This is a genomic window from Kerstersia sp., from assembly GCF_052103615.1.
Classification (GTDB): domain Bacteria; phylum Pseudomonadota; class Gammaproteobacteria; order Burkholderiales; family Burkholderiaceae_B; genus Kerstersia.
Genome location: NZ_JBQEKA010000014.1, coordinates 27,408 through 49,787 on the forward strand (window position 1 = coordinate 27,408; position 22,380 = coordinate 49,787).

The following is a 22,380-nucleotide window of genomic DNA, read 5'->3' on the forward strand; positions in this document are numbered from 1 at the left end:
TTTCAGCGCGCGCATTCAGCATCTACCAGGTAAAGCCCGTTGCTGGCGGCCTGGTCTTGCAGGTCGAAGTCAATGCGGCAGGCATGACCGCTGTTTTGCGGCCCGGACCAGCTGATGGTGAGGCTGCCTGATGGTTGCGGGGCAATGGCGTAGAGCTGATTGAAGTTGCTGGCGGTGAATCGTTGCTCACTGCCTTCAAGACGGGCCTGCGCCCCGCTGGGGATCTCCTGATTCTTGATGACGAACAGGATTTTGTAGCCTGTTTGCGTCTTGAAGCGCGACAGCAGCAAGGCGCCGTTGGTCGGGAACAGGTTGGTGACGACCGTGCTGTCCAGTTCGACGTTTTCGGGCAAAGTGGCTGTATCCAGGGTGATGGTGTTGTTCCGGTACAGTGACAAGCCCGAGACGATGGCCATCCCGGCGCCATCCGTGGTGCTGTGAGGGTCGTTCTTGATGCGCACGCCGTCGGCGTCGGGCGCCACGATCAGGGCATTGGAGCCATGCAGCTGCTGCGACAGCACCGGGCCATATTCCGTGACGGTGACGGCGCCGCTCATGCCGTAGCTGAGATTGTTCGCCCCGTGGCTGGCATAAGAATAGGCGGCGTTGATGTCGCCGACGCTGCTGCGGTACAGCGCATTCACGCCGCCATAGTTGGAAACGCCCTTGTTGCCATGCCCCTGATAGGCACCCCAGGCGACCCGGTTATCGGCAGCATTGCCGTTGATGTGCAGTGTCTGGTTCACGGCGTTGTCGTTGGTCCGGCTGACGGAGTAGTTGGTCCAGAGCGCGCTGTCGCTGCGGGATAGCGGAATGCTGATATTGAACGAGATCTGGCTGGAATTGAGCGCGCCGACGTCGCCGTAGTCGTTGAAATCGTTGACGTTGTTGAAGTAGCGGCGGTTGCTGTTCTGGAATTTTTGATAGAACAGGGCATAGGCAATGCCGTTGTATGACCCCTGGTAGCCGATGTTGTAGGAGCGGGTGTGGCTCTGGTCGCGGAAGCGGTAGTACGAAGTGTTCATACTGAGCGACCCCAGGCGGCCCGGCAAGGGCTGGGTGACCGACAGGTTCAGGTGGTTGCGTTCGCGTCCTTCATCCTGATACTGATGAATGGCATCGCGCAGGGTGCGGTAGTTTTCGTCCAGGTAATAGCGATTGGTAATGGAAATCGAAGTCCCGGTGCTGGTGAAGCCTTTGGCATAGTTGAACCGGACGGCGCGTCCGCTGTGCCGGCCCAGTTGCTGGAGATCCGAGCTGGCCAGGGTCAGGTCGGCAGCGACGGCCCCCAGCATGCCCAGGTTGCTGCCCAGGCCCAGCATGGCGGCCTTGTATTTCTGGGTGGCCTGCACACCGCCATAAAGCGTCTGGTATTCGCTCACGCCGTAGATAAGCTCGACCTGGCTGACGTATTGTGTGGCGTCCAGCGTGCTCTCGCCGAGGTATTTCCCCGACATGACGGCATATTTGAAGTGCCCTTTCTTTTCCAGGATAGGCACGGTGGCGAATGGCACGATGAAATTGCGGACCGAGCCATCGGCCTCCTGGATGGACACGTCCAGATCGCCGCCATAGCTGGCTGGGTAATAGTCCGTGATGTTGAAGGGGCCGGCAGGCACGGTATTCTGGTACACCACATTGCCATTCTGCGTGACGGTAATCTGCGCATCGGAGCTGACCAGCCCGGTGATGGCCGGCACATAGCTGCGCTGATTGTCCGGCGTCATCAGGTTGTTGCTCTGGAGCTTGGCGCCCCGGAATTTGTAAGCATCGAACAGCGCCGCCGAGGTGTAGCTGTCACCCAGGCTCAGTTCGCTGCGCAGCGCGATCAGATCGCGCGACACGGTGTTGCTGATGGTGTTCCAGTGGCGGATGCCGCCGCGTTTGCTCCAGGTGGAGTAGTTCCGGTAGCGCCATGGGCCCAGGTTGAAGCCTGGCCTCAGGTTCGCATAGTAGTTGCTGCTTTCTCCGCTGTTTTTGAAGGCATTGAGCGCATAGTTCATGGAGAAGTTGGGGATGCCTTCGCTCCAGAGTTTTTCCTGGGCGCGCCGCAGCAGCGTTTCGCTGAAATAGGATTGCGGCGCGGACAGGCTCAGCGCACGCGCCTTCCAGTCGAAGTGATAGCTGAGATAGTCCAGCGCTTCAAGATCCAGGCATTCCCGGTTATCCAGGCTCACCATGGGGGTGGCGGGCAGGACGATGCCCAGGCTGGTCAGATCCTCGGGCTGCAGGCAGGGAAATAGCCGTTTTTTACGCGTATCGCCATTGCGCAGCAGGAAAGTGACTTCGCGGGTCTGGGCCGGCTTGTTATTGACCAGCAGCGTCACCTCATAGGTGCCGGGCGGGATATCGCTATCGGAGAAAATTTCCAGGTAATCGGTGGATACGGCCTGGCCAGTGCCCAGGCGCAGCAGATCCGGGTGGAAGTAATCACTGGCGTCAGCGATGGGGACGCAGGCAGCGAAGCCGAGCAGACCGGCCAGCCGGGTCTGGAAAAGTTTCTTCATCGTGGCCCATCACTGTCCAAAGGTTTCAGTCAGGGTCGAGCCATAGTCGGTAATGTATTCAAGCTCGATCGCGCCAGGCTGGGCGTTTGCCGGTTCGAGGGCAAGCCGGGTGGTGCTGAAAGGCGAGAAATAGCCCGGGCTTTGCAGCGGAGTGCCGCCCGCTTGAATCTGGTTGATATTGACGTAAACGCCGGTTGGATTCTCCACCACGAGTTCCTGGCCCTCCCGCGAAAACCGGAGTCGCTTGACTTCGTCGGGCAGAAAAATATTTTTCAGGGCATGCGGACGATAGATCAGCTTGATCCGATTCGTGAGGGAGTAGCGCAGGACGTTGACTTCATCTTTGTCCGACGGGGGAATGAATTGAACGTTCAGCCAATACAGTGTTTCCCGGTCAGGGGGCAGTTCGGCATGCCGGGTGACCTGGATCGCATTTTTTTCGCCAGCATTCAATTTGAAAATGGGCGGCAATGGGATGAAATCATTGCTTTGCTCGCCCTGGATGTTTTCTACCCAGGATTGCACCAGGTAATTGATGCTGCCGGAATTATTGGCGGTGATCTGCGCGGCGCGTTCCTTTTCATTGTAGATAAGCCGCGTGGCTTCCAGCGAAAAGGCCGCCTGGCCATGAGGCAGCCACAGGAAAAAGAGGGCCATGCAGGCCAGCCAATATTTGAGGCTTGCGTGCCGGCGGGGGCGGGAAAGGGCAATGGAGCTGTCATGCATCATGGGACACGCGTACCTTTTTGCTAATTGACCGCGACCCCGCAGCCGGATCACGCTTGGGTAGCGAGATCCGGCAGGGCCATCAGATGATGTCACTGCAAGCCGTTGCAGGCAGGCTTTGCGTCTGCCCCAAACGGCAGGAGGCGGACAGAGGCCTGTCAGAACGGCGTGGCGGCCGTTATTGGTATGTCAGTGTGTAGTTGACGGTGGCGTCTGCCTTGCCAGCCTCGACATTCGATTTGGTGCTGACATATTTCGCGGTGAAATAGAGCTCGTAGGAGCCGCTGCTGCCCTGGGGAATGGTGTAGTCGCGCCGGCGGCCCAGAACCATAGGCGTGGAGGAATCGCCTTCATACAGATGGATACCTACATTCTTCGCCGTATCGGAAGCGTTGGCATTGTCGAGCTCAATGGCTTCGGGATAATCGGTGACCTCCTTCGCATTGAGCTGCAGAAAGACTTTTTGCCCCGGCGGGCAATTAGCCAGGCTAAGTTCAATCTGCCCATTAACGCCATTGCCGCCGACGGTAGTGCCGGTGGTATTGTTGAAAGCGCTGACCGGATAATTCCCCATGGGAACGGAAGTGCTGTTGCCCGGCTGGCCGTTAATGACGACATCGCAGGTATCGGAATAAATGCGGCCGTAAAGCGAAATGGTGCCTGCGACTGTATTTTGCGCCTGGGCCGCCCCGCTGGCTGCGAGGAAGGCTGCCAGGCCCAGCGTATTCAGAACGGTGGATTTCATCGTAATGCTCCCTGTTTGGGTGTTAGGTGGGCAAGAATGAAAAACGGCCCTGGGACAACAGGCCAGAGTGCAGTTTGCTGTCAAGCAATGAGTCATTAACTGCGGTTTCCAGCATATTGGAATAGCTGGCAGTTGTGCGCGGTTCCGTTAAGTACTTCTGGATAGAGCTGGGATTTTTATGGAAAAATCTAGATGATTTGCTAGGAATCGTCCGAAAGCTTAGCCAGTCGGCATGCGGTTTTTAATTATGGTTTCACCGAATGGACGCATTCTGTTATGCGGTGCTGTTCGCGCTCATGCTCAGTGCGCCGATGATAAGGGCTTGCATGCTTTGCGCGAATTCCTGTTCCATAGGGTCGGTTAAACCGGCATTTTTTTCGTTTGCTGTTGCCGCCATTGGCGTATGGGGGGAGTAAACCGTGTCCGCCAGGGCAATGCAGTGGTAGGCCACGGTTGACAATAGCCAGCCGGTAGTTTCGGCTGGGATCTGATAAGCGCGGGAAATCTGCGCATGATGGGCGTGAATGCGGGCCAGCATCGCGGGGGTTTTCTGATGGCGGCGGGTCAGATAGATCGACAGGCCCGGGTGCTCGTCAACAAGGCGGCGCAGCGATAAAGAAAAGGCAGTGAGGTAATCCGCCAGCGTCGCGGAGTGCTGCGCGCAGGGTTCCGGTATCTGCCACTGATTGAAAATGGCATCGGCTACAGCCTGTCTGAGGGCCTCCCGGTTGGCGACATATTTGTACAGTGCAACATGGCTGACGCCCAATTGCGCCGCGACGCCGGTAAATGTCAGACGCGGTAAGGTCATTTCGATACCGGCCTGGGCGATGCGGGCCAGGGTGAGCGTGGGCGGACGGCCGCGGGCAGCGGAAACACGGGTCATGAGAACCTCAGGGCAGGTCGGGTGAAGCGCTGGCCCATAGTAAGCGGGTCAAGAAACATTTTCATTTTCATTTTTCCGGCTAATTAGTTTATTATGGTGTAACTAATTAACGGATAAACGAAAGGAAGCTCGCCATGATGGCACCGAATCAGAGGTCAGGGGCAGCGTCCGGCATGCTCAGCACCCCGGATCATGACCGCGGCCTGATCCATACAACGGCTGTGGTAGAGGCGCTGTCGCGCCCGACGCCTGGGCTGGTGCGCGTGCGCGCCCGTCTGGCGCAGGCGGCGCCCGGGCCGGACTGGGCCTTGCCCAATGTCGCCATCCGCTTGCGTCTGGGCAGTGATTACGAGGATGCGTCGCGGATCTATACCGTGCGTACCTTCGATGCTGGCAGCGGCACGCTGGTATTCGATGTGGTTGTGCATGGCTACAGCAGCCCAATGATGCGCTGGGTGGCCGATTTGCGTGTCGGCAGCCAGTTCGCGCTCAGCGGGCCGCGCCCGCACCTCCAGATACCGGCCGCAGCAGGCCGTCCTGTGGCGCTGTTTCTGGATGCGACGGCCATTCCGGCGCTGCATGCCTTGTTGGAACAGCGCCCGGCTGATTTGCATGGCGTGGGCTGGGTGGCGACGCCGGACGCGGCAGCCTTTGCGGAATTGCCGATGTTGCCAGGGCTGGATTTGCAAAGGGTCAATGAGCAGGGCGTCGGTGCCGGCGGCGTGCTGGCGCGTCACGCGCGCGACTTGCCCAGCCCTGAGCGCTATGTGGTCTGGGGCGCGGGCGAACGCGATGAAATGCGCGCTATCCGCCAGTATTTCAGCGCGGCGGGGCTGAGCAAGAGCGAGATTGCCATTGCCGGGTATTGGACCCGAGGCGTCAGCAATACCGAACTCGATGAACAGCGGCGGCGGAATTACGAGCGCATCGTGGCAGCAGGAGGAACGCTGGCCGATGTGGATGATCTGGCTGTCGGCGCATAACAGGCTGTCCGGCGCCGGGGGATTTCGGTAGCATGGCGGGCTTTGCATGCAGCGGCAACGGAGCACGATCATGAAGGAAGGCAGCCATGCCTGCGGGCCGGTAACGCGGCATTTGACGCAGGCAGAACTGGGGCTGCTCTGGACGATAGAGCGGCGCGAGCAGGTGGACGAAGTGTATGCGGTCACGGATGGCGAGCTGGTCTTGCGCCAGCAGTTCTATGACACGCGAGGCTGGCCGGCAGGCGAACCGGAAAGCCAGGCGCCTGGCCTGCTGGCCTGTTTTGAGCGCGGGGGTGTTTTTACAGGCGTCTTCGATGGCGAATGCCTGATTGCCGCGAGTGTGCTGGACAGCGCGCCAGTTGCGGATTGGCCGGCCTTGCGGCAGATGGCCTTTTTGCATGTCAGCCATTATTGGCGCGGGCGCGGCCTGGCGTCGGCCTTGTATGATCGTTGCCTGAGAGACGCCAGCGCGCTGGGCGGCGAAGGCCTGTATATTTCCGCGACGTCCACGCGCAGGACAGTGGATTTCTATTTGGCCAAAGGCGCCAGGCTGGCGCCCAGGCCGGACCGCCATTTGTATGCGCTGGAGCCGGAGGATATTCATCTGGTCCATTTCCTTTGAGCCATTGCGCATGCGGAATGCCGCTGTGGCGCCGCCAAGACGCTAGACACTAGACGCATACAGGTGCTGCCCATGATCCGGACTTTCGAACTGGAAACGTTGAAGATGCAGCTCTCCAGGCCAGACCCTCAGCGTCAGGCCTTGCATCTGCGTTTGCAGCGGGCATTGCGCAATCTCATTCTCGACGGAGCCATACCGGCAGGCTTGAAGTTGCCTGCTACCCGGGCACTGGCGGAGTCGCTGGGCGTGTCGCGGGAAACCGTGGAGAACGCCTATGTGCAGCTGCAACGTGATGGTTTTATTGTTCGGCGTGGGGGCTCGGGCAGTTATGTATCGGAAACCCTGGGCGCAGAATTGCGTGGCGCGGCTTCCCGCCGGGGGCGCCGCACCGCTGGGGCGGCCATGGGGGCGCAGCCGGTAGCCGGCCTGAGCCGCAGAGGGGAAATGCTGCTGGCGCAGGGGGGCGTGCAGGACACGCGGGCGATTCAGGCTTTTGCAACCGGTTTGCCGGAAACCCGCAGCTTCCCGACCCTGGTTTGGGAGCGCCTGCAGCGCCAGGCTTTGCGGGAACATCGCACCGGTATGCTCTTGCATGGCGACCCGCAAGGGGAAGAGCCGCTGCGCGAGGCGATTGCCGCCTACCTGAATCTGGAACGCGGGGCCAAGGTTACGCCTGCGCAAATCATTGTATTGAGCAGTACCCGGCAAGCGCTGTATCTGTGCGCCCAATTGCTGGCCGATGCCGGGCAGGCCATCCTGATGGAAGACCCGGGTTATTTCGGCGCTTACCAAGCATTTGCCGCTGCCCAGGTGCGGGTTGTGCCCATCGCTGTGGATGGGCAGGGCATACGGACGGATCTTCTGCGGGCGGATACCAGCGGCGCCAATGGGGTTTATCTGACGCCTTCACATCAATATCCGACCGGGGCGACTCTGCCGCTGGAACGCAGGCTGGATTTGATTCATTGGGCTGCCGAACAGGGCAAGTGGATCATCGAGGATGACTACGACAGCGAGTTCCATTACGACGGCCTGCCGACCGCCTGCGTGCAGGGGCTGGATCGCCACGGCCGCACGATTTATGTCGGCACCTTCAGCAAGACCCTGTATCCCGGCCTGCGTTTGGGTTATATGGCGGTGCCGGATGCCCTGGTCAGCGCTTTTGTGAATATGCGCAGCATCGTGGATGGGCATACGCCGCAGATCCTTCAGCTGACTTTGGCGCGGTTCATGGATGACGGCCATTACAACTCGCATGTGCGCGCCATGCGCAGGCTGTATGCGGCGCGCCGCGAGGTCATGCTGGAAGCCTTGGGCCGTTACCTCGGTGATGTTGTCGTGGCGGCCCGGCCGGCTGGCGGCTTGCAGATTCCCTGTTTTCTGTTGCCGGGCTGGCAGGAGGCCGATACCATCCGGCGCGCGGCCGAAGCAGGTATCCGCCTGCCAGGGCTGAGCCGCCTGTTTCGCGGCCAGCCGCCCCGGCAGGGCTGGCTGCTGGGCTACGCCTCATTGACCGACAATGAAATCCGCGAAGCCATGCGGCGGCTGGCGCAGGTGCTGGCCCAGCGCTGAGCTCAGCTTGCCGCGCCGGCGGTGCGCGGGCGCAGGCGCCCGTGTATCAGGGCGTGGGCGCCCAGCCCGGCCAGCAATCCCCAGAATGCGCCGCCTACGCCCAGCAGCGTGATATTGGCAGCGGTTGCCAGGAAGGTAATCAGCGCGGTTTCGCGTGTCCGGGCATCGGCCATGGCATGGGCCAGGCTGCCGCCTATGGTGCCCAGCAAGGCCAGACCCGCCAGCGTGGTGATGAACGCCTTGGGCAGAATCATGAACAGCGTGGCCAGGGTGACGCCAAAAGTGCCAACCAGGATATAGAACACGCCGCAGGCCAGGCCAGCGACATAGCGCTTGCGCGGGTCAGGGTGCGCGTCGGGGCCGGTGCAAATGGCGGCCGTAATGGCGGCAACGTTGAAGGCGTGGGCGCCGAAGGGGGCCATCAGCAAGGAGCCCAGGCCGGTCACGCTGAGGATGGGGTTGGCGCTGGTTTTGAAGCCGTCATTGCGCAGTACCAGCATGCCGGGCATATATTGGCCGGTCAGGGTAATGATGAACAAGGGCAGCGCGACGCCCAGCAGGGCATGCAGCGAAAACTGCGGCATTTCGAAGACCGGAGCCGCCAGGCTCAGGTGGATCGCGGAGAAATCCACCCGTTGCTGGACGACCAGCATGGCCATGCCGATGACGAGGATGCCGACGACGGCAAAGCGCGAGGTGTAGCGCTTGAGCACGGCATAGGCAACCACCATAGTAATGACCAGCAGGGGTTCGGCACTGGCGCCGCCAAAGGCATTCACGCCAAATTGCAGCAGAATGCCGGCCAGCAGTCCGGCGGCAATACCGGCAGGTATCATGCGCACCAGTTTTTCAAAGGCGCCGGACAGGCCCAGCAGAATGAAACCCAGTGCCGACAGCATATAGGCGCCTATGACTTCGCCATAGGGGGTGAAGGGCATGACCGTCGCAAGAAAGGCGGCGCCCGGTGTGGACCAGGCGGTAATGATGGGTTCCCGGTAGCGCCAGCTCAGCAGGATACCCGTGACGCCCACGCCAATGGAGACCGCCCAGACCCAGGAGGCGGTCTGCGCAGGGCTCAGGCCGGCCAGGCCGGCAGCCTGAAACACCAGCACGAAGGTGCCGCCGTAATTCACCAGGACGGAAACCAGTGCGGCGACACACAAAGGGAAGAAATCGGCGGGACGGAGGCGTTCAGGCAGTGTATTCATTGGGTAGCCCCAGAGGCGGTCAAGAAGGATGCGCCGGCACGGGCCGGCGGGGTTCCCCCAAGGCTGCCCCGGTTGCGGCCGGAACCCGGCAACAGGGGGGAATCCGCGGGCCAGCCTGCGCCGGGGTTTGCGCGGATCGCTGCTCAGCCTTGGGAGGAAGCTGCATTCTAGGGGGCTAATGGACTGGGTTTCCGTACCACATTCAAGGCATTTTCCAGTCCGCTTTTCTGGCGATTGCTGCGGTGCTTTATTTTTCCTGGAAGACCGCCAGGCGCGCCTGGCCCGGCCATGGCCGGGGGCGCTGGCGCGGCCTGGCGCCGGAACGTGGCGGACGGCGGACACCCTAAGCAGATTGGCGCGCTCACAGCGCCAGACTGGGCATATACTTAGTTGAATACAGGCCGTTCAGCCGTGGTGCCGGTGTTGCCAGCCGCCATGGCTGACTTGTCCGTGCCAGCCTGGCAGGGCCTGTCCGTTTCTGTTTTATTCCGCCCGTTCCCGCCGCATGGCATTGTCCGCCGTGCGCTGTCCGGGGCGGCTGTGAACTCCCTGATGCGCCGCAACCATGAAACCGATCACCAAATCCCACAAGCTTGCTCACGTTCTCTATGACATCCGCGGACCCATCATGGAGCGAGCCCGGCAGATGGAAGATGAAGGGCAGAAAATCATCAAGCTGAATATCGGCAACCTGGCCGTGTTCGGTTTCGATGCGCCTGAAGAAGTGCAGCAGGACATGATCCGCAATCTGCCCAATTCGGCGGGCTATTCGGATAGCAAGGGGATTTTCGCCGCCCGCAAGGCCGTCATGCACTACACCCAGCAGCAGGGGATCAAAGGCGTGACGCTGGAAGATGTTTACCTGGGCAATGGCGCATCCGATCTGATCGCCATGGCAACCAACGCCTTGCTGGATGATGGCGATGAGTTGTTGCTGCCTGCGCCGGATTACCCCTTGTGGACAGCCGTGACCAGCCTGTCGGGCGGCACGCCGGTGCATTATCTCTGTGATGAAAGCCAGGGCTGGATTCCGGATCTCGACGATATCCGCAGCAAGATCACGCCGCGTACCAAGGGCCTCGTCATCATCAATCCGAACAATCCGACAGGGGTGCTGTACCCGGACCACATCCTGCGGGCTTTGGTGGATCTGGCGCGCGAACATGGCCTGGTGATTCTGGCCGATGAGGTGTACGACAAGGTGCTGTATGACGACAACACGCATACGGCGCTGGCCAGCTTGTCCACCGATGTGCTGACGCTGACGTTCAATTCCTTGTCCAAGAGCTATCGCGCCTGCGGTTACCGCGCGGGCTGGATGGTGGTGTCCGGGGACAAGCAGAATGCCCGCGACTACATCGAAGGCCTGAACATGCTGGCCAATATGCGCTTGTGCTCCAACGTGCCGGGGCAGTGGGCGATTCAAACTGCGCTGGGCGGATATCAGAGCATCAATGATCTGGTTTGCGAAGGCGGCCGCCTGCGCCGCCAGCGTGATCTGGCCTATGAAATGCTGACGGCCATTCCGGGCGTCAGCTGCGTCAAGCCGCAGGCCGCGCTGTATATGTTCCCGCGCCTGGATCCGGACATCTATCCGATTCAGGATGACCGCCAGTTCTTCCTGGAGCTGCTGGAGGCCACACGGGTTATGCTGGTGCAGGGAACGGGCTTCAATTGGCCCAGCCCGGATCATTTCCGCATGGTGTTCCTGCCGCATGAACCGGATCTGAAAGAAGCCATCACGCGTATTGCCGATTTCCTCGCCAAATACCGCGCCCGCACCGCCCAGCAGAAGGCGCTGCAAGGCGGGACGGCAGCGCCCGCAGGCAAGAAGAAAAGCGCCGCGGCCGCCACGGCGGCGGCGCAGGCAGAAGCCTGACGAGGATGGCCCCGGCCCCAGCCGGGGCCGGATTTAGGGCAGTGACAGGAAGCGCTGGCCGAACGCGTCCACGCTATTCCAATCGGTGAAGACCACCGGGGCGCTGGCCGAGGTCGGGCCTTTGGTCAGCCACATGATGAAGCGGATCATGCTGCGGTCCAGCGGGCCGTAGCTGGCATAATCCAGCCGCCCGGCGAAGACGCCCGCCAGCTTGGGCTGCCAGCCCGATTGCTCGGTAAATTTGCGCAGGTAGGGGCTGCCTTCGGGGGTGTCCTTACCCGGCTTGCGCGCTACCAGATTGACCGTGAAAAATGCCGAAGGCTTGCTGTCCAGCAGCGCCCGGTGCTGAGCGATAAAGCGGAATACCGCCGGGCGATGCTTGCCGTAGCGGATGCTGGCGCCGATCAGCAATCTATCGAAGGCCTGCAGGCGGCCGAAAGCCGGGTCCTCAGGCTGATCCAGCGAAACCAGCGTGACCTCATGCCCGGCTACCTCCATGGCAGCCTGCAGGCGGGCGCAGATCGTGCGCGTATGACCATCGACGGTCGAATAGAAAATGGCGATGCGTTCCATGGCGGCAATGTACCGCATCCCTAGACGCGCCGGGATGACGAGGCTCAGATGACGCGGTCGGTGCGCACGATTTCGCGCAAGGCATTGCTGTCCAGGACATACAGCGATGCCCGCTGGCTGCGGATGAATCCCTGGCGCCGCCATTTGGCCAGCAGCCGGCTGAGGGTTTCCGGGCGCATGCCCAGTTTGGTTGCGATTTGCGCCCAGGAGAGCGGCAACTGAATCCGCGCGTCGCCGCTTTGCGGTTTGCCGAAGCGCAGAATGTAGTCGGCCAGGCGCTGTTCCGCCGTGCTGGAGGTCAGCCAGTCGATCTGTTCGGTGTGATGGCGCAGCAGGCGCGCGCCATGTTCGATGATATGCATGCCCAGGGCGGGCGCAGCCAGGCTGGCCTGACGCAAGGCAGCCGCGCTCAGCAGGCAGCCGCGGCCTGGGGTTTCGGCGCGTATGGTGTGCCAGTGCAAGGGGGGATCGGCAAAGAGCGAGTGCAGGCCGATAAAAGCGCCAGGCACGATATGGCCGAAGATTTTTTCTTCGCCTTCCTGGGTATAGCGCAGCCCCTGCAACTGGCCTTCGCAGACCAGCAGGCATTCGGTGCAGGGCGCGCCGTGATGGAAGATTTCCTGGCCAGCCTGGAAGGAAATATCCCGGCAGCGGCTGATCAGTTCACGGAAGGTATCGGCATCCAGTGAGCGGAACCAGGGGTGTTGGCGCAGATGTGCTTCGGTCGCTGCCGAGGCAGTCTGGCACTTGACAAACGTCATTTCAGAAATCGGGTCGTATTGGTTAACATTAAAAGCATTGATTCTTATTTGTGATTTTACGACTGGAATGACTCATAGATGGCTTGGCCAGGTCATGTGTGCGCATTCTTCCCCAGGAAATACCGCAAACCGTTCCGGTGGCAGGCAGACTGCCGGGCACGAGCGCATGCGGGGGCAACCCCGCCGCTTCGGGTCCGGCCGCACGCCTGGATGGCGGAGCCGTGCGCGCCCGATTTTTCAGTATTCAAGAACGACCATGATACAGATACCGATGAAAACCCCGCTGCGTGAAGCGCTGTGCGCGGCGATAGCAGCCGGCGCGGCAATTTATTGGCCTGCCGCGCAGGCGCAGGTCAGCACGCTGGAAGCCGTGACCGTGCAAGGCGATGCGGGCGATCCGAATTGGCAGAAGTTGCGCCGCAGCGAATCCAGGGTGCGGGCCATCGGTAGCGAGCCGGACAGCGTGACGCTGGAAACCCTGGCATCCCAGCATACGTCCGTCGTCACCCGCGATGAACTCGATATGGTCAGCGCCATGAATACGCTGGATGTGCTGGAGCGCGTGCCGGGCGTGACGATTTCCCGCACGGGCAGCCTGGATGGCACCATTGTGCTGCGCGGTATGAATAGCAGCGGTTTCCGCGTGCCCATGTTCATCAATGGCGATCGTTTCCGCGGCCGTCCTGCCTTCCAGTTCATGATGGTCGGGCCGATGGAGCTGGAACGGGTGGAAGTGATCCGCGGGCCTGCCTCCATCCGCTATGGCAGTGATGGTTTGTCGGGCATGGTGAACTTCGTGACGCGCAAGCCCAAGGGCACGCTGGGCGATACCTTCACGCTGCAAGGCGGCCAGGCGGAAGTCGGCTACCGTTCCAATGGCAATGGCCTGCAGGGCAGCGTCAGCCTGGAAGCCGCGGGCAACAATTTTGACTTCATGGCCTATGTGACGGGCCGCCGCGCCCAGGATTACAAAACACCTGCGGGCGATATCGACAACAGCCACTATAAAACCGCAGGCGGCGGTTTTGTCGCAGGCTATATGCCCAATGCCAAGGAGCGTTACGAGTTCGGCTACCGCTACGGTGAAATCCGTGACGGCACATCCAATGCCAGCACGACGGAGACCGCCTGGAGCCGCCGTGATCCGCTCAGCATTCATCAGTTGCGCCTGGGCTATGAAGGCAGCTATGAAGACTGGCTGTTCAGCCGCATGGACGCCAGCCTGTACCTGAATTTCTTCGAATCCAAACTGCCTGCCACCACGGTGAGCAACAACGGCAATACGATACGCACCCAGACCAGCAATGTGCGCGGGCCGAATATTTTCGGCGGCCACATCACGTTTGAAACCCCCAAGAATGCCTACGGCATGGATGCGGCTTTCGGCGTGGATTTTGCCCATGACCGCTGGCTGGGCAACAAGACCCGCGTGGAGGTGACGAACGTCGCGGCGGGTACATCGACGGATACCGGGTATCAGCTGACGGGCCGCTCCATGACGCAGAGCAATGTCGGCATGTTCCTGCTGGGAAATTGGGAGGCCCGTCCGGGCTGGACCCTGAATGCGGGCGGGCGTTTCGATTACTACCGTTCGGATGTGGAAATCGCATTCCTGGAAAACGAAGCCCTGCGCCCGCTGTTTGAAGATGCCAAGAACAGCAGCACGCATGCCTGGACGGGCAGCGTGGGCACGTCTTATTTCCTGACGGATGCGGTGGAGTTGACGGCCAGCTACGGCTCGGGTTTCCGTATGCCGTGGCACTCGCAGATGTTCAGTTCGGGCTGGAATGCCAATACGGATACCTACACCATTCCCAATCCCGGCCTGAAGCCTGAGTATTCGAACACGGCGGAAATCGGCATGCGCCTGCATATGGCCAAGGCTTTTGTGGATGTGGCGGCCTTTGATGCGCGCTACCGCAATTTCCTGGAAACCGTGCAGACCACTTATGAGGGTTCGCTTGCCAATCAGACGCGCAACGTCGGCAAGGCGCGCATCAAGGGATTCGAGCTGGCAGGGAAATGGCAAATTGACCCGCAGGTGAACTTGCATGGCAGCGTTGCCTATGTGCATGGCACCAACCGGCGCACCGATGTTCCCTTGGCCGGTCTGGCGCCCTGGAGCGGCACGGCGGGCGTGCAATATGTGGGTGCCAATGATGCTTGGGCCGTGACGGGCGAAGTGCAGTATGCCAAGGGCCAGAACCGCTGGGATGAAGCCAGCGAGCACCGCACTGCCGGTTACGCGCTGGTGAATCTGTATGCGCAGCTGCAGCTGGATCGCCTGGGTATCAGCCCGGCGCGCAATACCCAGCTGGTGTTTGGCATCACCAACCTGTTTGACAGGGAATACCGTTCGGCCAGCACCAGTTCCGTGGTGAACCGCCCCATGTCCGCGCTCAATCCGCTGGTGTCGCCGGGGCGCAGTTTCAACCTGACGCTGCGTACCAGCTTCTGACCGCCATGATAGGCATCATGCCCGGTGTGATGGCACCCCGGCGGCTCCGCCGGCAGGTTGTGGCGCGGTTTCTGGTCCGCTTTCAGGCCTGCTTTCAGGTCCGCTTCGTGGCCCTGCCGCTGGTTTTGTTTCTGGCTTGGTTGCTGGTGCAGCCGGGGCTGGCCCAGGCTGCGCCAGCGGCGGACGGCATCGTCCTGCAGGATATGCTGGGGCAGCCTGTGGAACTGGCCGGGCCGGTGCAGCGGGCCGTCACCTTGCCCATGCCAGCCGGTTCCCTGTTTTTGTCATTGGCGGGTGATCCGGCGCGGCTGGCGGGGATGCACCCGGATGCGCATGGCTTCATGCGCCAGGGTTTGCAGGCGCGCATCTTCCCGGCGGGCAGCCGGATCCGTGCTGATGTGACACGTTCCGGCTTTGTGCCGAATGTGGAAACTCTGCTGCAAATTCAGCCTGATCTGGTCTGGCAATGGGGGCATATGGGAGACGACTTGATTGCGCCCCTGCGCAACGCCGGTTTACCCGTGGCCGCATTGCTTTATGGGGATGAGGCGCGCACGCGCGAATGGATACGCCTGATGGGGCAGGCGCTGGGTGAAGAAGACCGGGCGGCGGCGCAACTGGCCTGGCGTACCGAGGTTGAAGGCCGTATCCGCGCGGTAACGGCAGGCTTGGCGCCAGCGCAGCGGCCCCGCGTGATGCTGCTATCGCGCCATGCGCCGCAGTATGCCGTCGCCGGGGGCAGTGGCAACTTCCAGTTTGATGTGGAACTGGCCGGAGGCAGCAATGTGGCCGCTGGTGTTGGCAATGCCAATATCGTCAACGTGGAACAAATTCTGGCCTGGAATCCGGAAGTTATCCTGCTCAATAACTTTGAATCCGGGCTGACGCCTGCAACGATTTATGGCGACCCGATGCTGGCCGATCTGGACGCCGTGAAGCAGCGCCGCGTGTATAAAATTCCGGCGGCCGGGTACCGCTGGGACCCGCCCAGCCAGGAGTCGCCGCTGTATTGGCAATGGCTGAGCCTGATCCTGCAGCCCGCGCATTTCGACTGGCCGCTGCGTGAGGAAATCGCCACGCAATTGCAGCGCTTGTATGGTTATGCGGCAACGCAGGACGATATCGACGAGGTGCTGCATTGGCAGGCCAATGCCGGGGCGCAAGGCTATGAAAGGTTTGCGCGATGAGCCGTGATAAGGAACGTTTGCACGCGGCGCCAACGCAGGCAAAAGCCTGGATTTGGCTCTTGCTTGGCGGTTTGTTGCTGGCCATGCTGCTGGCCGCCCTGGCGACGGGGCGGTATGCCTTGTCGCTGGGCCATATCGTCACCATTCTGCTTGAGCCGGTGCTGCCGGAAAACTGGCTGCCAGGGCTGCAGGACATCACGGACGTGCAGCGCCGGGTGCTGTGGCAGGTGCGGCTGCCGCGCATCCTGATGGCGGTTCTGGTGGGCGGCAGTCTGGCGCTGTGCGGCGCGGCGCTGCAAGGGGCATTCCGCAATCCGCTGGTCGGCCCGCAGGTGCTGGGCATTTCCTCGGGGGCGGCCCTGGGCGGCTGCCTGGCCATTTTGCTGTTCACATCGCTGCCGCTCATCATGGGCTGCGCTTTCGCTGGCGGTCTGCTGGCCGTGGCGGCGGTGTATTACATGGGGCGCACGCAAGGCCGGACGACCATGCTAATGCTGGTGTTGTCCGGTGTGGTTTGCAGCGCCTTTTTTGCGGCATTGATTTCCCTGGTGACTTACTTTGCCGACCCCAATGACTCCTTGCCTGCCATTGTGTTCTGGCTCATGGGAAGTTTTGCCACGGCGTCTTATTTCAAGCTGATGGTGATAGTGGGGCCGGTGCTGGCGGGCAGCTTGCTGCTGTATGCCTTGCGCTTTCGCATCAATATCCTGTCGCTGGGCGATGAGCAGGCCAGCGCGCAAGGCGTGGCGGTGGAGCCGCTGCGCTGGGGTCTGCTGGCCTGTGTCACCCTGGTGGTATCGGCCAGTGTGGCGGTATCGGGCACCGTGGGCTGGGTTGGCCTGGTGGTGCCGCATTTCGCCCGCATGCTGGCCGGGCCGGATCACCGGGTGCTGCTGCCGGCGTCCGCTTTGGTCGGCGCCAGCTATATGGTGGCCGTCGATACCCTGGCGCGCAGTCTCAGCAGCGCTGAAATTCCGCTGGGTGTGATGACCGCCTTGATAGGCGCGCCGGTCTTTGCCTGGTTGTTGCGGCGCACGCATGCGCGGGGGTGGCGTCATGATTGAAGTCAGCAATCTTGAAGTGTGTGTGGCCGGCAAGGGCAAGACGCTGCTGAGCGGATTGAACCTGACGCTGGCGGCAGGCCAGATCATGGCAGTGCTGGGCCCCAATGGGCGGGGGAAAACGACCTTGCTGCGGACTTTGCTGGGGCTGCTGCCTGCCGGCGCCGGGACGGTGCGGCTGGGTGGACATGCCGCCTATGTGCCGCAGCAGGGTGAATCCATGTTTCCCTATCCGGTGCTGAGCATGGTGGCCATGGGGCGGGCACGCCACCTGCGCTGGTGGCAATCGCCGGGCAGGGCGGACATGAACGTGGCCGCCGGCTGCCTGGAGGCTGTCGGGCTGGGCGAGCTGGCGCAGCGGAGTTTTCATGAGCTGAGCGGCGGGCAGAAGCAGCTGGTGCATATTGCGCGGGCGATGGCCAGCGCGAGCCCCATCATCGTGCTGGATGAGCCTATGGCGGCGCTGGACCTGCGCAATCAGGATCTGGTGCTGGGCATTCTGGCGCGTCTGGCCCGCGAACAGCAGCTTTGCATTGTCTTTTCCACCCATAGCCCGCAGCATGCGCTGCATGTTTCGGACCAGACTTTGCTGCTTTACCCGGAGGGTTGCGAGGCCGGGTCAACCCGGCTGATGTGCGAGGCGGAACGTCTGGGGCGGGTGTACCAGATGCCCGTGGCGCTGGGCCAGGCCCAGGATGCATCGGGGAGTCTGGTGCAGGGTGTGATCCCGCTGTTTCAAGGAGTCGGCGCATGATGCAGGAAAAACGTGTGGCCTATCTCAACAGCCGGCTGGGCCCAGGCCCTGAAGCCTTGACGGGCGGCACAGCCCCGCTGGCGGAGAACGTCTATCTCTATGACCTGGAAGCTGGCTCAGGGAAGGGTGCTGAAAAGACTTCTGAAAAGGCCTTGGGGATGGCTCATGGTGCAGCCCTTGGTGAGGCTTTGGGGGCGGCTTGCGGCGCAGCGCTTGATACGCCTGCTGATGCGGCCCGTGATGCGGCCCCGAAAATGGGCGGCGCCGCCAGGCTGGCCAGTCTGCATGTCCTGTTGATTCCCGCCAATGCCGATCAGCGCTTCCTGATGACGCTGCAGCCGCAGCTGGAACAGTGGCTGCTGGCAGGCGGCACGATGGTCATCAATGGCCATGTGGCCTATCCCTTTCTGCGCTGGTTGCTGCCCTTCGAGGTGCAGCCCTGTCCGGGGCTGGCCGGTTTGCAGGTGGCGCGGGCGGCGCCTCACCCGGTGTTTGACGGAGTGGATCCGGCGCACCTGACCTATCGCCGCGGCGTGGCGGGCTTTTACGCGCGCGGCGCGAACCCGCCGCCGCCGGGTGCCCTGGTGCTCAATACACTGGGGCCGGGGCAGCAGCCCATAGACTGGCTGTTGGTGCTGCCCGGCGGCGGGCGCCTGCTGGTGCATTCCGGCAATGATCTGTGGATGTATGCGAACGGGCAGGATTCGGCGGCGCGTATCGTGCCCCAACTGTTTGATTGGCTGGCCTCGGGAGAAACGGCATGACGCTCCATAACGCAACGGGCGCCGCAGCGGGCGCCGGGCCGCGCGGCACGCCGGTCATTGCCGCGCTCGACGCCGGTACCTATTACCACCATCGCACCTTTCACACACCGGCGCTGGCAGCCTGTCTGGATGCCACTGTCTATGTGCGCGACCTGAATGCCGCCGCGCTGGCGCAGTGCGATATTTTTATCGTGTCCTGCGCGTCGCCAGTGGACCAACTGGTGCGCGCCCGCCAGCTGTTCCAGGATTTCCTGGCGCAGGGCGGAACGCTGGTCGTCATGGGCGGCAATGGGGCAGAGCAATGGCTCGATGGCGTGCAGTATGTCCATAGTCCGGTCAATTTCTGGTGGTGGAAAGAGCCGGGCGCCGATTCCGGCCTGCGTCTGCTTGCCCCGGAGCATGAACTGTTCCGGCATATCACGCTGGCCGACGCGACCTGGCACCAGCATGGCGCCTATTTGCCACCGTCTGGCGCGGTGTCGCTGATCGACAAGGCCGGTACCGGTTCAGTGCTGTATGACGATTGTTGCTCGACGCCGGGCCGCCTGATCCTGACGTCGCTGGACCCCATGTATCACCATGGCAGTCATTTCATGCCGGCGACCACCCGTTTTCTGCATGGTTTCCTGCCCTGGCTGAAGCGGCAGGCGCCTAGGGCCAAGCGCTAGACCGGCGGGCCGCTGCCTTTCCTTTTTTTTGTTCTGTGCTGGGGCGCGCGCCATGCGTGTTGGCCCAGGCTGGCTGTCGCGCTGGCGCAGTTTTTGTCTTTGCTTTTTTTCCGATGTTTCCTGGAGTGTTTATGCAGACCGCTAGTTCCGCACTGATCCCTTTCCCTCGTGACCATGTGGTGCAAATCATGGGCGAAGAGGCCGTGATAGATATCCCGTTTGACGCCGTGGCCGCCTACCATGGCCATGGCGCGCTGGCCATGCTGGCCATCACATATATGGGCATGCATGGCGCGCTGGCGCGTCTGGATGGCGAGTTGCCGCGCCGCGCTGAACTGAGCGTGCTCAGCGGCCATCCTGGCCCGGGTGTGCGTGATGCGTTCGAGTTCATCGCGCGCGTGGTCACGCGCGGCTGTTATGAGGTCGATACCAGCCTGCCGTGGGCCCGTTACAGCCTGGATGGCGCCCGCTCATACAGCTTTGTCTTGTCCTGCCGCGGCCAGGAAGTACGCGCCGTGCTGCGTGAGGGTGCCTTGCCGCCCGCTTTCTTTGAACTGCTGGCATCACGCCAGCCCGAGGATGCCGAGCCGTTCCGTTTGCTGCGCCGGAAACTGGCGCACGAGATTCTGGCGCGCGCGCCAGAGGAGCTGTTCGAGTTTTCCCTGAATACAGCGGCCGTGCCCGCTGCGAAAGCCTAGCGCAGGGCAGGTTTGGGGCCCGAAAAGCAGGCGGCGGTCCTGCAGGAAGATGGCAGATGTTGTTTCATCTGGTTTCATCTCAAGGAAAGCCGAGAATACCCCTTGAACCATAATGGGGCTGCTTCCCGGGCCCTCCGCCCGCAAAGAGCATGATGTGTCCCCTGCCGCCAGCTTGCGTGGCAGGGTTGTCTTACCGCAGGCTGTCATACCGTATGGGGTAGCCGTTCCGGCACCCGAGTGTGTTGTAGAAATGTTCGTTCTTCGCTTGCCGCGCCAGCCTGGCCGGAAGGCGAAATCCTTCGCGCGGCCTGGCGGCCCGCGAGTTGCGTTTCATGCTTACTATCCGGTGAACCGACCATGACTGATGTGAAAAAGACAGGCGCTGTTGCCAAGCAACTTACCTTGCTGGGCTTCTTCTCTATCACTGCTTCCATGGTGATGGCGCCCTATGAATATCCGACCTTTGCTACTTCGGGCTTCAGCCTGGTGTTCTTCCTGGTGCTGGGGGGCGTGTTGTGGTTCATCCCCGTCGGCCTGTGCTCGGCGGAAATGGCGACCGTCAAAGGCTGGGAAGAGGGCGGGGTTTTCACCTGGGTATCGAATACGCTGGGCGAGAAATGGGGGTTTGCCGCGATCATGTTCGGCTACCTGCAGATTGCCGTCGGCTTCGTGACCATGCTCTACTTCGTGCTGGGCGCCCTGTCATACATCCTGGCCTGGCCTGCGCTGAATCAGGACCCGGTGACCAAGACCATCGGGGCGCTGGTGATTCTGTGGGCGCTGGCGATTACCCAGTTCGGTGGCACCAAGTACACCGCGCGCATCGCCAAGGTCGGTTTCTTCGGCGGCATCCTGCTGCCGGTCTTTATCCTGGTTTGCCTGTCCATCAGCTATCTGATGAGCGGTGCGCCTCTGCAGATCGAATTCACCACCCAGACTTTTTTCCCGGATCTGACGCAGTTGGGAACGCTGGTGGTATTCGTGGCCTTCATCCTGAGCTACATGGGGGTGGAAGCTTCGGCGACGCACGTCAATGAAATGGCCAACCCGGGGCGCGATTATCCGTTGGCGATTTTCATCCTGATGATTGCGGCCATCCTGCTCAGTTCCATTGGCGGCCTGTCTGTCGCCGCGGTTATTCCGCTCGACAAAATCAACTTGTCCGCGGGCGTGGTGCAAACTTTCGAAGTGCTGATCCTGCACCATGGCCCCAATCTGGAATGGGCGGTGCGTGGCGTGGCGGCCTTGCTGGTACTGGGCGTGCTGGCAGAAATCGCGTCGTGGATCGTCGGCCCTTCGCGCGGCCTGTTCGTGGCGGCGCAGCGCGGCATTCTGCCCGCAACGCTGGCCAAGGTGAACAAAAACCAAGTGCCGGTCAATCTGGTCATCACCCAATTGCTGATTTCCACCGTGGCCATCATCGTGCTGACCAATGTGGGCGGCGGCAACAATATGTCCTTCCTGATCGCCATGTCCCTGACGGTGGTGATCTACCTGAGCAGCTATTTCATGCTGTTCCTGGGGTATATCCAGCTGGTGCGTAAGCAGGACGGCCTGGAGCGTGGCTTCTCGGTGCCTGGCGGCAAGAGCTTCAAGCTGGTGATGGCGATCGTGGGCTTCGTGGTATCGGTGTTCGCCTTCTGCATTTCGTTCGTGCCGCCCAGCACGCTGCCGTCGGCCGCCGATGGAAAGATTTATGTGACGCTGCTGGCCGCCAGTTTCATTGTGGTTTTCCTGGTGCCGTTCGTGATCTATGCGCTGCATAGCAAGCACGGCAAGAAACTGAGCGTGAAACTGGTGCCGGTCACGACCGACAACGCGCCGGACGGGCACTTCTTCATCCGGCCACGCGGCCGGGCGACGCACCATCTGGTGCCGGACGACGGGCAACAGCAAGACACGCATTGAGCGCCTGAGTCTGCTGAAATACGGCTGCGGAGACTCCCGGAACAGGGAGAATCCGCAGCCGTTCTGTTTGATGGACAGTGTCCGGGGTCAGTCGGGCTGGGCGGGCTGCCAGCTAGAGGATTTGAAGAAGGCTTCGCGCGCCAGCAGACGGATGCCAGCCGGCGTGCTTTCCACGATGCGGCGTTCGCCGTCTTCGACCTGCAGTTCGATCTGGTAGCCATCGGAGGCGGGCAGGCGGCTGGCGATATCGGCAATGGCATCGCGCGACCAGGAAGCCGCAGATTCGAAATGTCCCAGCAATTTGCCGTGACGCTGGATGATGAGGCGGTAAGTTTGCATGATGGGTCCCGGAAATAGCGATGGAAAATGCCAGCATCGGCAATGCGGCCAGGCTGCATTGCCGTGGTGCCGGCGTCGGTG

The 22,380-nt window shown here is 61.7% G+C and carries 20 protein-coding genes; 12 read left to right on the top strand and 8 right to left on the bottom strand.

Annotated features, from left to right (window positions below; translation table 11 throughout):
- Positions 1–2: 2 nt before the first annotated feature.
- The 4 genes from ACTJGZ_RS05650 to ACTJGZ_RS05665 all read right to left on the bottom strand — a co-directional run bounded on the left by ACTJGZ_RS05650 (position 3) and on the right by ACTJGZ_RS05665 (position 4,864).
- Positions 3–2,507: a fimbria/pilus outer membrane usher protein gene (locus ACTJGZ_RS05650; RefSeq protein WP_441661964.1), complete on the bottom strand. Its 2,505-nt coding sequence runs from the start codon at positions 2,505–2,507 to the stop codon at positions 3–5.
- A 9-nt stretch (positions 2,508–2,516) separates the two neighbouring features.
- Positions 2,517–3,329: a fimbrial biogenesis chaperone gene (locus ACTJGZ_RS05655; protein ID WP_441661965.1), complete on the bottom strand. Its 813-nt coding sequence runs from the start codon at positions 3,327–3,329 to the stop codon at positions 2,517–2,519.
- A gap of 82 nt (positions 3,330–3,411) precedes the next feature.
- Positions 3,412–3,978, bottom strand: a complete 567-nt coding sequence (locus tag ACTJGZ_RS05660) for a fimbrial protein (protein WP_441661966.1) — start codon at positions 3,976–3,978, stop codon at positions 3,412–3,414.
- Between the two features lie 274 nt (positions 3,979–4,252).
- The gene (locus tag ACTJGZ_RS05665; protein ID WP_441661967.1) at positions 4,253–4,864 is read right to left on the bottom strand and encodes a TetR/AcrR family transcriptional regulator; all 612 of its coding nucleotides are present in this window, start codon (positions 4,862–4,864) and stop codon (positions 4,253–4,255) included.
- A 134-nt stretch (positions 4,865–4,998) separates the two neighbouring features.
- On the opposite strand from ACTJGZ_RS05665, the gene ACTJGZ_RS05670 reads away from it, so the two are divergent.
- From ACTJGZ_RS05670 to pdxR, 3 genes are all read left to right on the top strand, one after another.
- A complete protein-coding gene (locus ACTJGZ_RS05670; protein ID WP_441661968.1) occupies positions 4,999–5,847 on the top strand; it encodes a siderophore-interacting protein in 849 nt (282 codons plus the stop codon).
- Between the two features lie 70 nt (positions 5,848–5,917).
- Positions 5,918–6,469 carry a GNAT family N-acetyltransferase gene (locus ACTJGZ_RS05675; RefSeq protein ID WP_441661969.1) on the top strand — a complete coding sequence of 184 codons (552 nt, stop codon included), beginning with the start codon at positions 5,918–5,920 and terminating at the stop codon, positions 6,467–6,469.
- Between the two features lie 72 nt (positions 6,470–6,541).
- Positions 6,542–8,041 (top strand): MocR-like pyridoxine biosynthesis transcription factor PdxR, encoded by a 1,500-nt coding sequence (gene pdxR, locus ACTJGZ_RS05680; RefSeq protein WP_441661970.1) that lies wholly within the window; start codon positions 6,542–6,544, stop codon positions 8,039–8,041.
- Between the two features lie 2 nt (positions 8,042–8,043).
- Here the strand turns inward: pdxR and ACTJGZ_RS05685 are convergent, their stop codons facing one another.
- On the bottom strand, positions 8,044–9,249 hold the full coding sequence (locus ACTJGZ_RS05685) for a benzoate/H(+) symporter BenE family transporter (protein WP_441661971.1): 1,206 nt from the start codon (positions 9,247–9,249) through the stop codon (positions 8,044–8,046).
- 565 nt (positions 9,250–9,814) lie between these two features.
- On the opposite strand from ACTJGZ_RS05685, the gene ACTJGZ_RS05690 reads away from it, so the two are divergent.
- On the top strand, positions 9,815–11,128 hold the full coding sequence (locus ACTJGZ_RS05690) for a pyridoxal phosphate-dependent aminotransferase (RefSeq protein WP_441661972.1): 1,314 nt from the start codon (positions 9,815–9,817) through the stop codon (positions 11,126–11,128).
- Positions 11,129–11,161: 33 nt separating this feature from the next.
- Here the strand turns inward: ACTJGZ_RS05690 and hemG are convergent, their stop codons facing one another.
- Together hemG and ACTJGZ_RS05700 are read right to left on the bottom strand one after the other, a co-directional pair.
- Complete coding sequence (gene hemG / locus ACTJGZ_RS05695) at positions 11,162–11,719, bottom strand: menaquinone-dependent protoporphyrinogen IX dehydrogenase (RefSeq protein ID WP_441661973.1); 558 nt, start codon at positions 11,717–11,719, stop codon at positions 11,162–11,164.
- A gap of 26 nt (positions 11,720–11,745) precedes the next feature.
- The gene (locus tag ACTJGZ_RS05700; RefSeq protein WP_441661974.1) at positions 11,746–12,462 is read right to left on the bottom strand and encodes a Crp/Fnr family transcriptional regulator; all 717 of its coding nucleotides are present in this window, start codon (positions 12,460–12,462) and stop codon (positions 11,746–11,748) included.
- A gap of 271 nt (positions 12,463–12,733) precedes the next feature.
- On the opposite strand from ACTJGZ_RS05700, the gene ACTJGZ_RS05705 reads away from it, so the two are divergent.
- The 8 genes from ACTJGZ_RS05705 to gadC all read left to right on the top strand — a co-directional run bounded on the left by ACTJGZ_RS05705 (position 12,734) and on the right by gadC (position 21,960).
- Complete coding sequence (locus ACTJGZ_RS05705; protein WP_441661975.1) at positions 12,734–14,920, top strand: TonB-dependent receptor; 2,187 nt, start codon at positions 12,734–12,736, stop codon at positions 14,918–14,920.
- 17 nt (positions 14,921–14,937) lie between these two features.
- The gene (locus tag ACTJGZ_RS05710) at positions 14,938–16,107 is read left to right on the top strand and encodes an ABC transporter substrate-binding protein (RefSeq protein WP_441661976.1); all 1,170 of its coding nucleotides are present in this window, start codon (positions 14,938–14,940) and stop codon (positions 16,105–16,107) included.
- On the top strand, positions 16,104–17,171 hold the full coding sequence (locus tag ACTJGZ_RS05715; protein WP_441661977.1) for a FecCD family ABC transporter permease: 1,068 nt from the start codon (positions 16,104–16,106) through the stop codon (positions 17,169–17,171). Before ACTJGZ_RS05710 ends, ACTJGZ_RS05715 begins: the two co-directional genes overlap by 4 nt.
- Complete coding sequence (locus ACTJGZ_RS05720) at positions 17,164–17,922, top strand: ABC transporter ATP-binding protein (protein ID WP_441661978.1); 759 nt, start codon at positions 17,164–17,166, stop codon at positions 17,920–17,922. Before ACTJGZ_RS05715 ends, ACTJGZ_RS05720 begins: the two co-directional genes overlap by 8 nt.
- The gene (locus ACTJGZ_RS05725) at positions 17,919–18,686 is read left to right on the top strand and encodes a hypothetical protein (protein WP_441661979.1); all 768 of its coding nucleotides are present in this window, start codon (positions 17,919–17,921) and stop codon (positions 18,684–18,686) included. The genes ACTJGZ_RS05720 and ACTJGZ_RS05725 overlap by 4 nt, the downstream gene beginning before the upstream one ends.
- On the top strand, positions 18,683–19,354 hold the full coding sequence (locus ACTJGZ_RS05730) for a hypothetical protein (RefSeq protein ID WP_441661980.1): 672 nt from the start codon (positions 18,683–18,685) through the stop codon (positions 19,352–19,354). Before ACTJGZ_RS05725 ends, ACTJGZ_RS05730 begins: the two co-directional genes overlap by 4 nt.
- 131 nt (positions 19,355–19,485) lie before the next feature.
- Entirely contained in the window at positions 19,486–20,052 is a 567-nt protein-coding gene (locus ACTJGZ_RS05735) for a hypothetical protein (protein WP_441661981.1), read from the top strand.
- Between the two features lie 357 nt (positions 20,053–20,409).
- The gene (gadC, locus tag ACTJGZ_RS05740) at positions 20,410–21,960 is read left to right on the top strand and encodes a glutamate:gamma-aminobutyrate antiporter (protein WP_441661982.1); all 1,551 of its coding nucleotides are present in this window, start codon (positions 20,410–20,412) and stop codon (positions 21,958–21,960) included.
- An 87-nt stretch (positions 21,961–22,047) separates the two neighbouring features.
- Here the strand turns inward: gadC and ACTJGZ_RS05745 are convergent, their stop codons facing one another.
- Positions 22,048–22,299 (bottom strand): cytoplasmic protein, encoded by a 252-nt coding sequence (locus tag ACTJGZ_RS05745; protein ID WP_441661983.1) that lies wholly within the window; start codon positions 22,297–22,299, stop codon positions 22,048–22,050.
- Between the last annotated feature and the right edge of the window lie 81 nt (positions 22,300–22,380).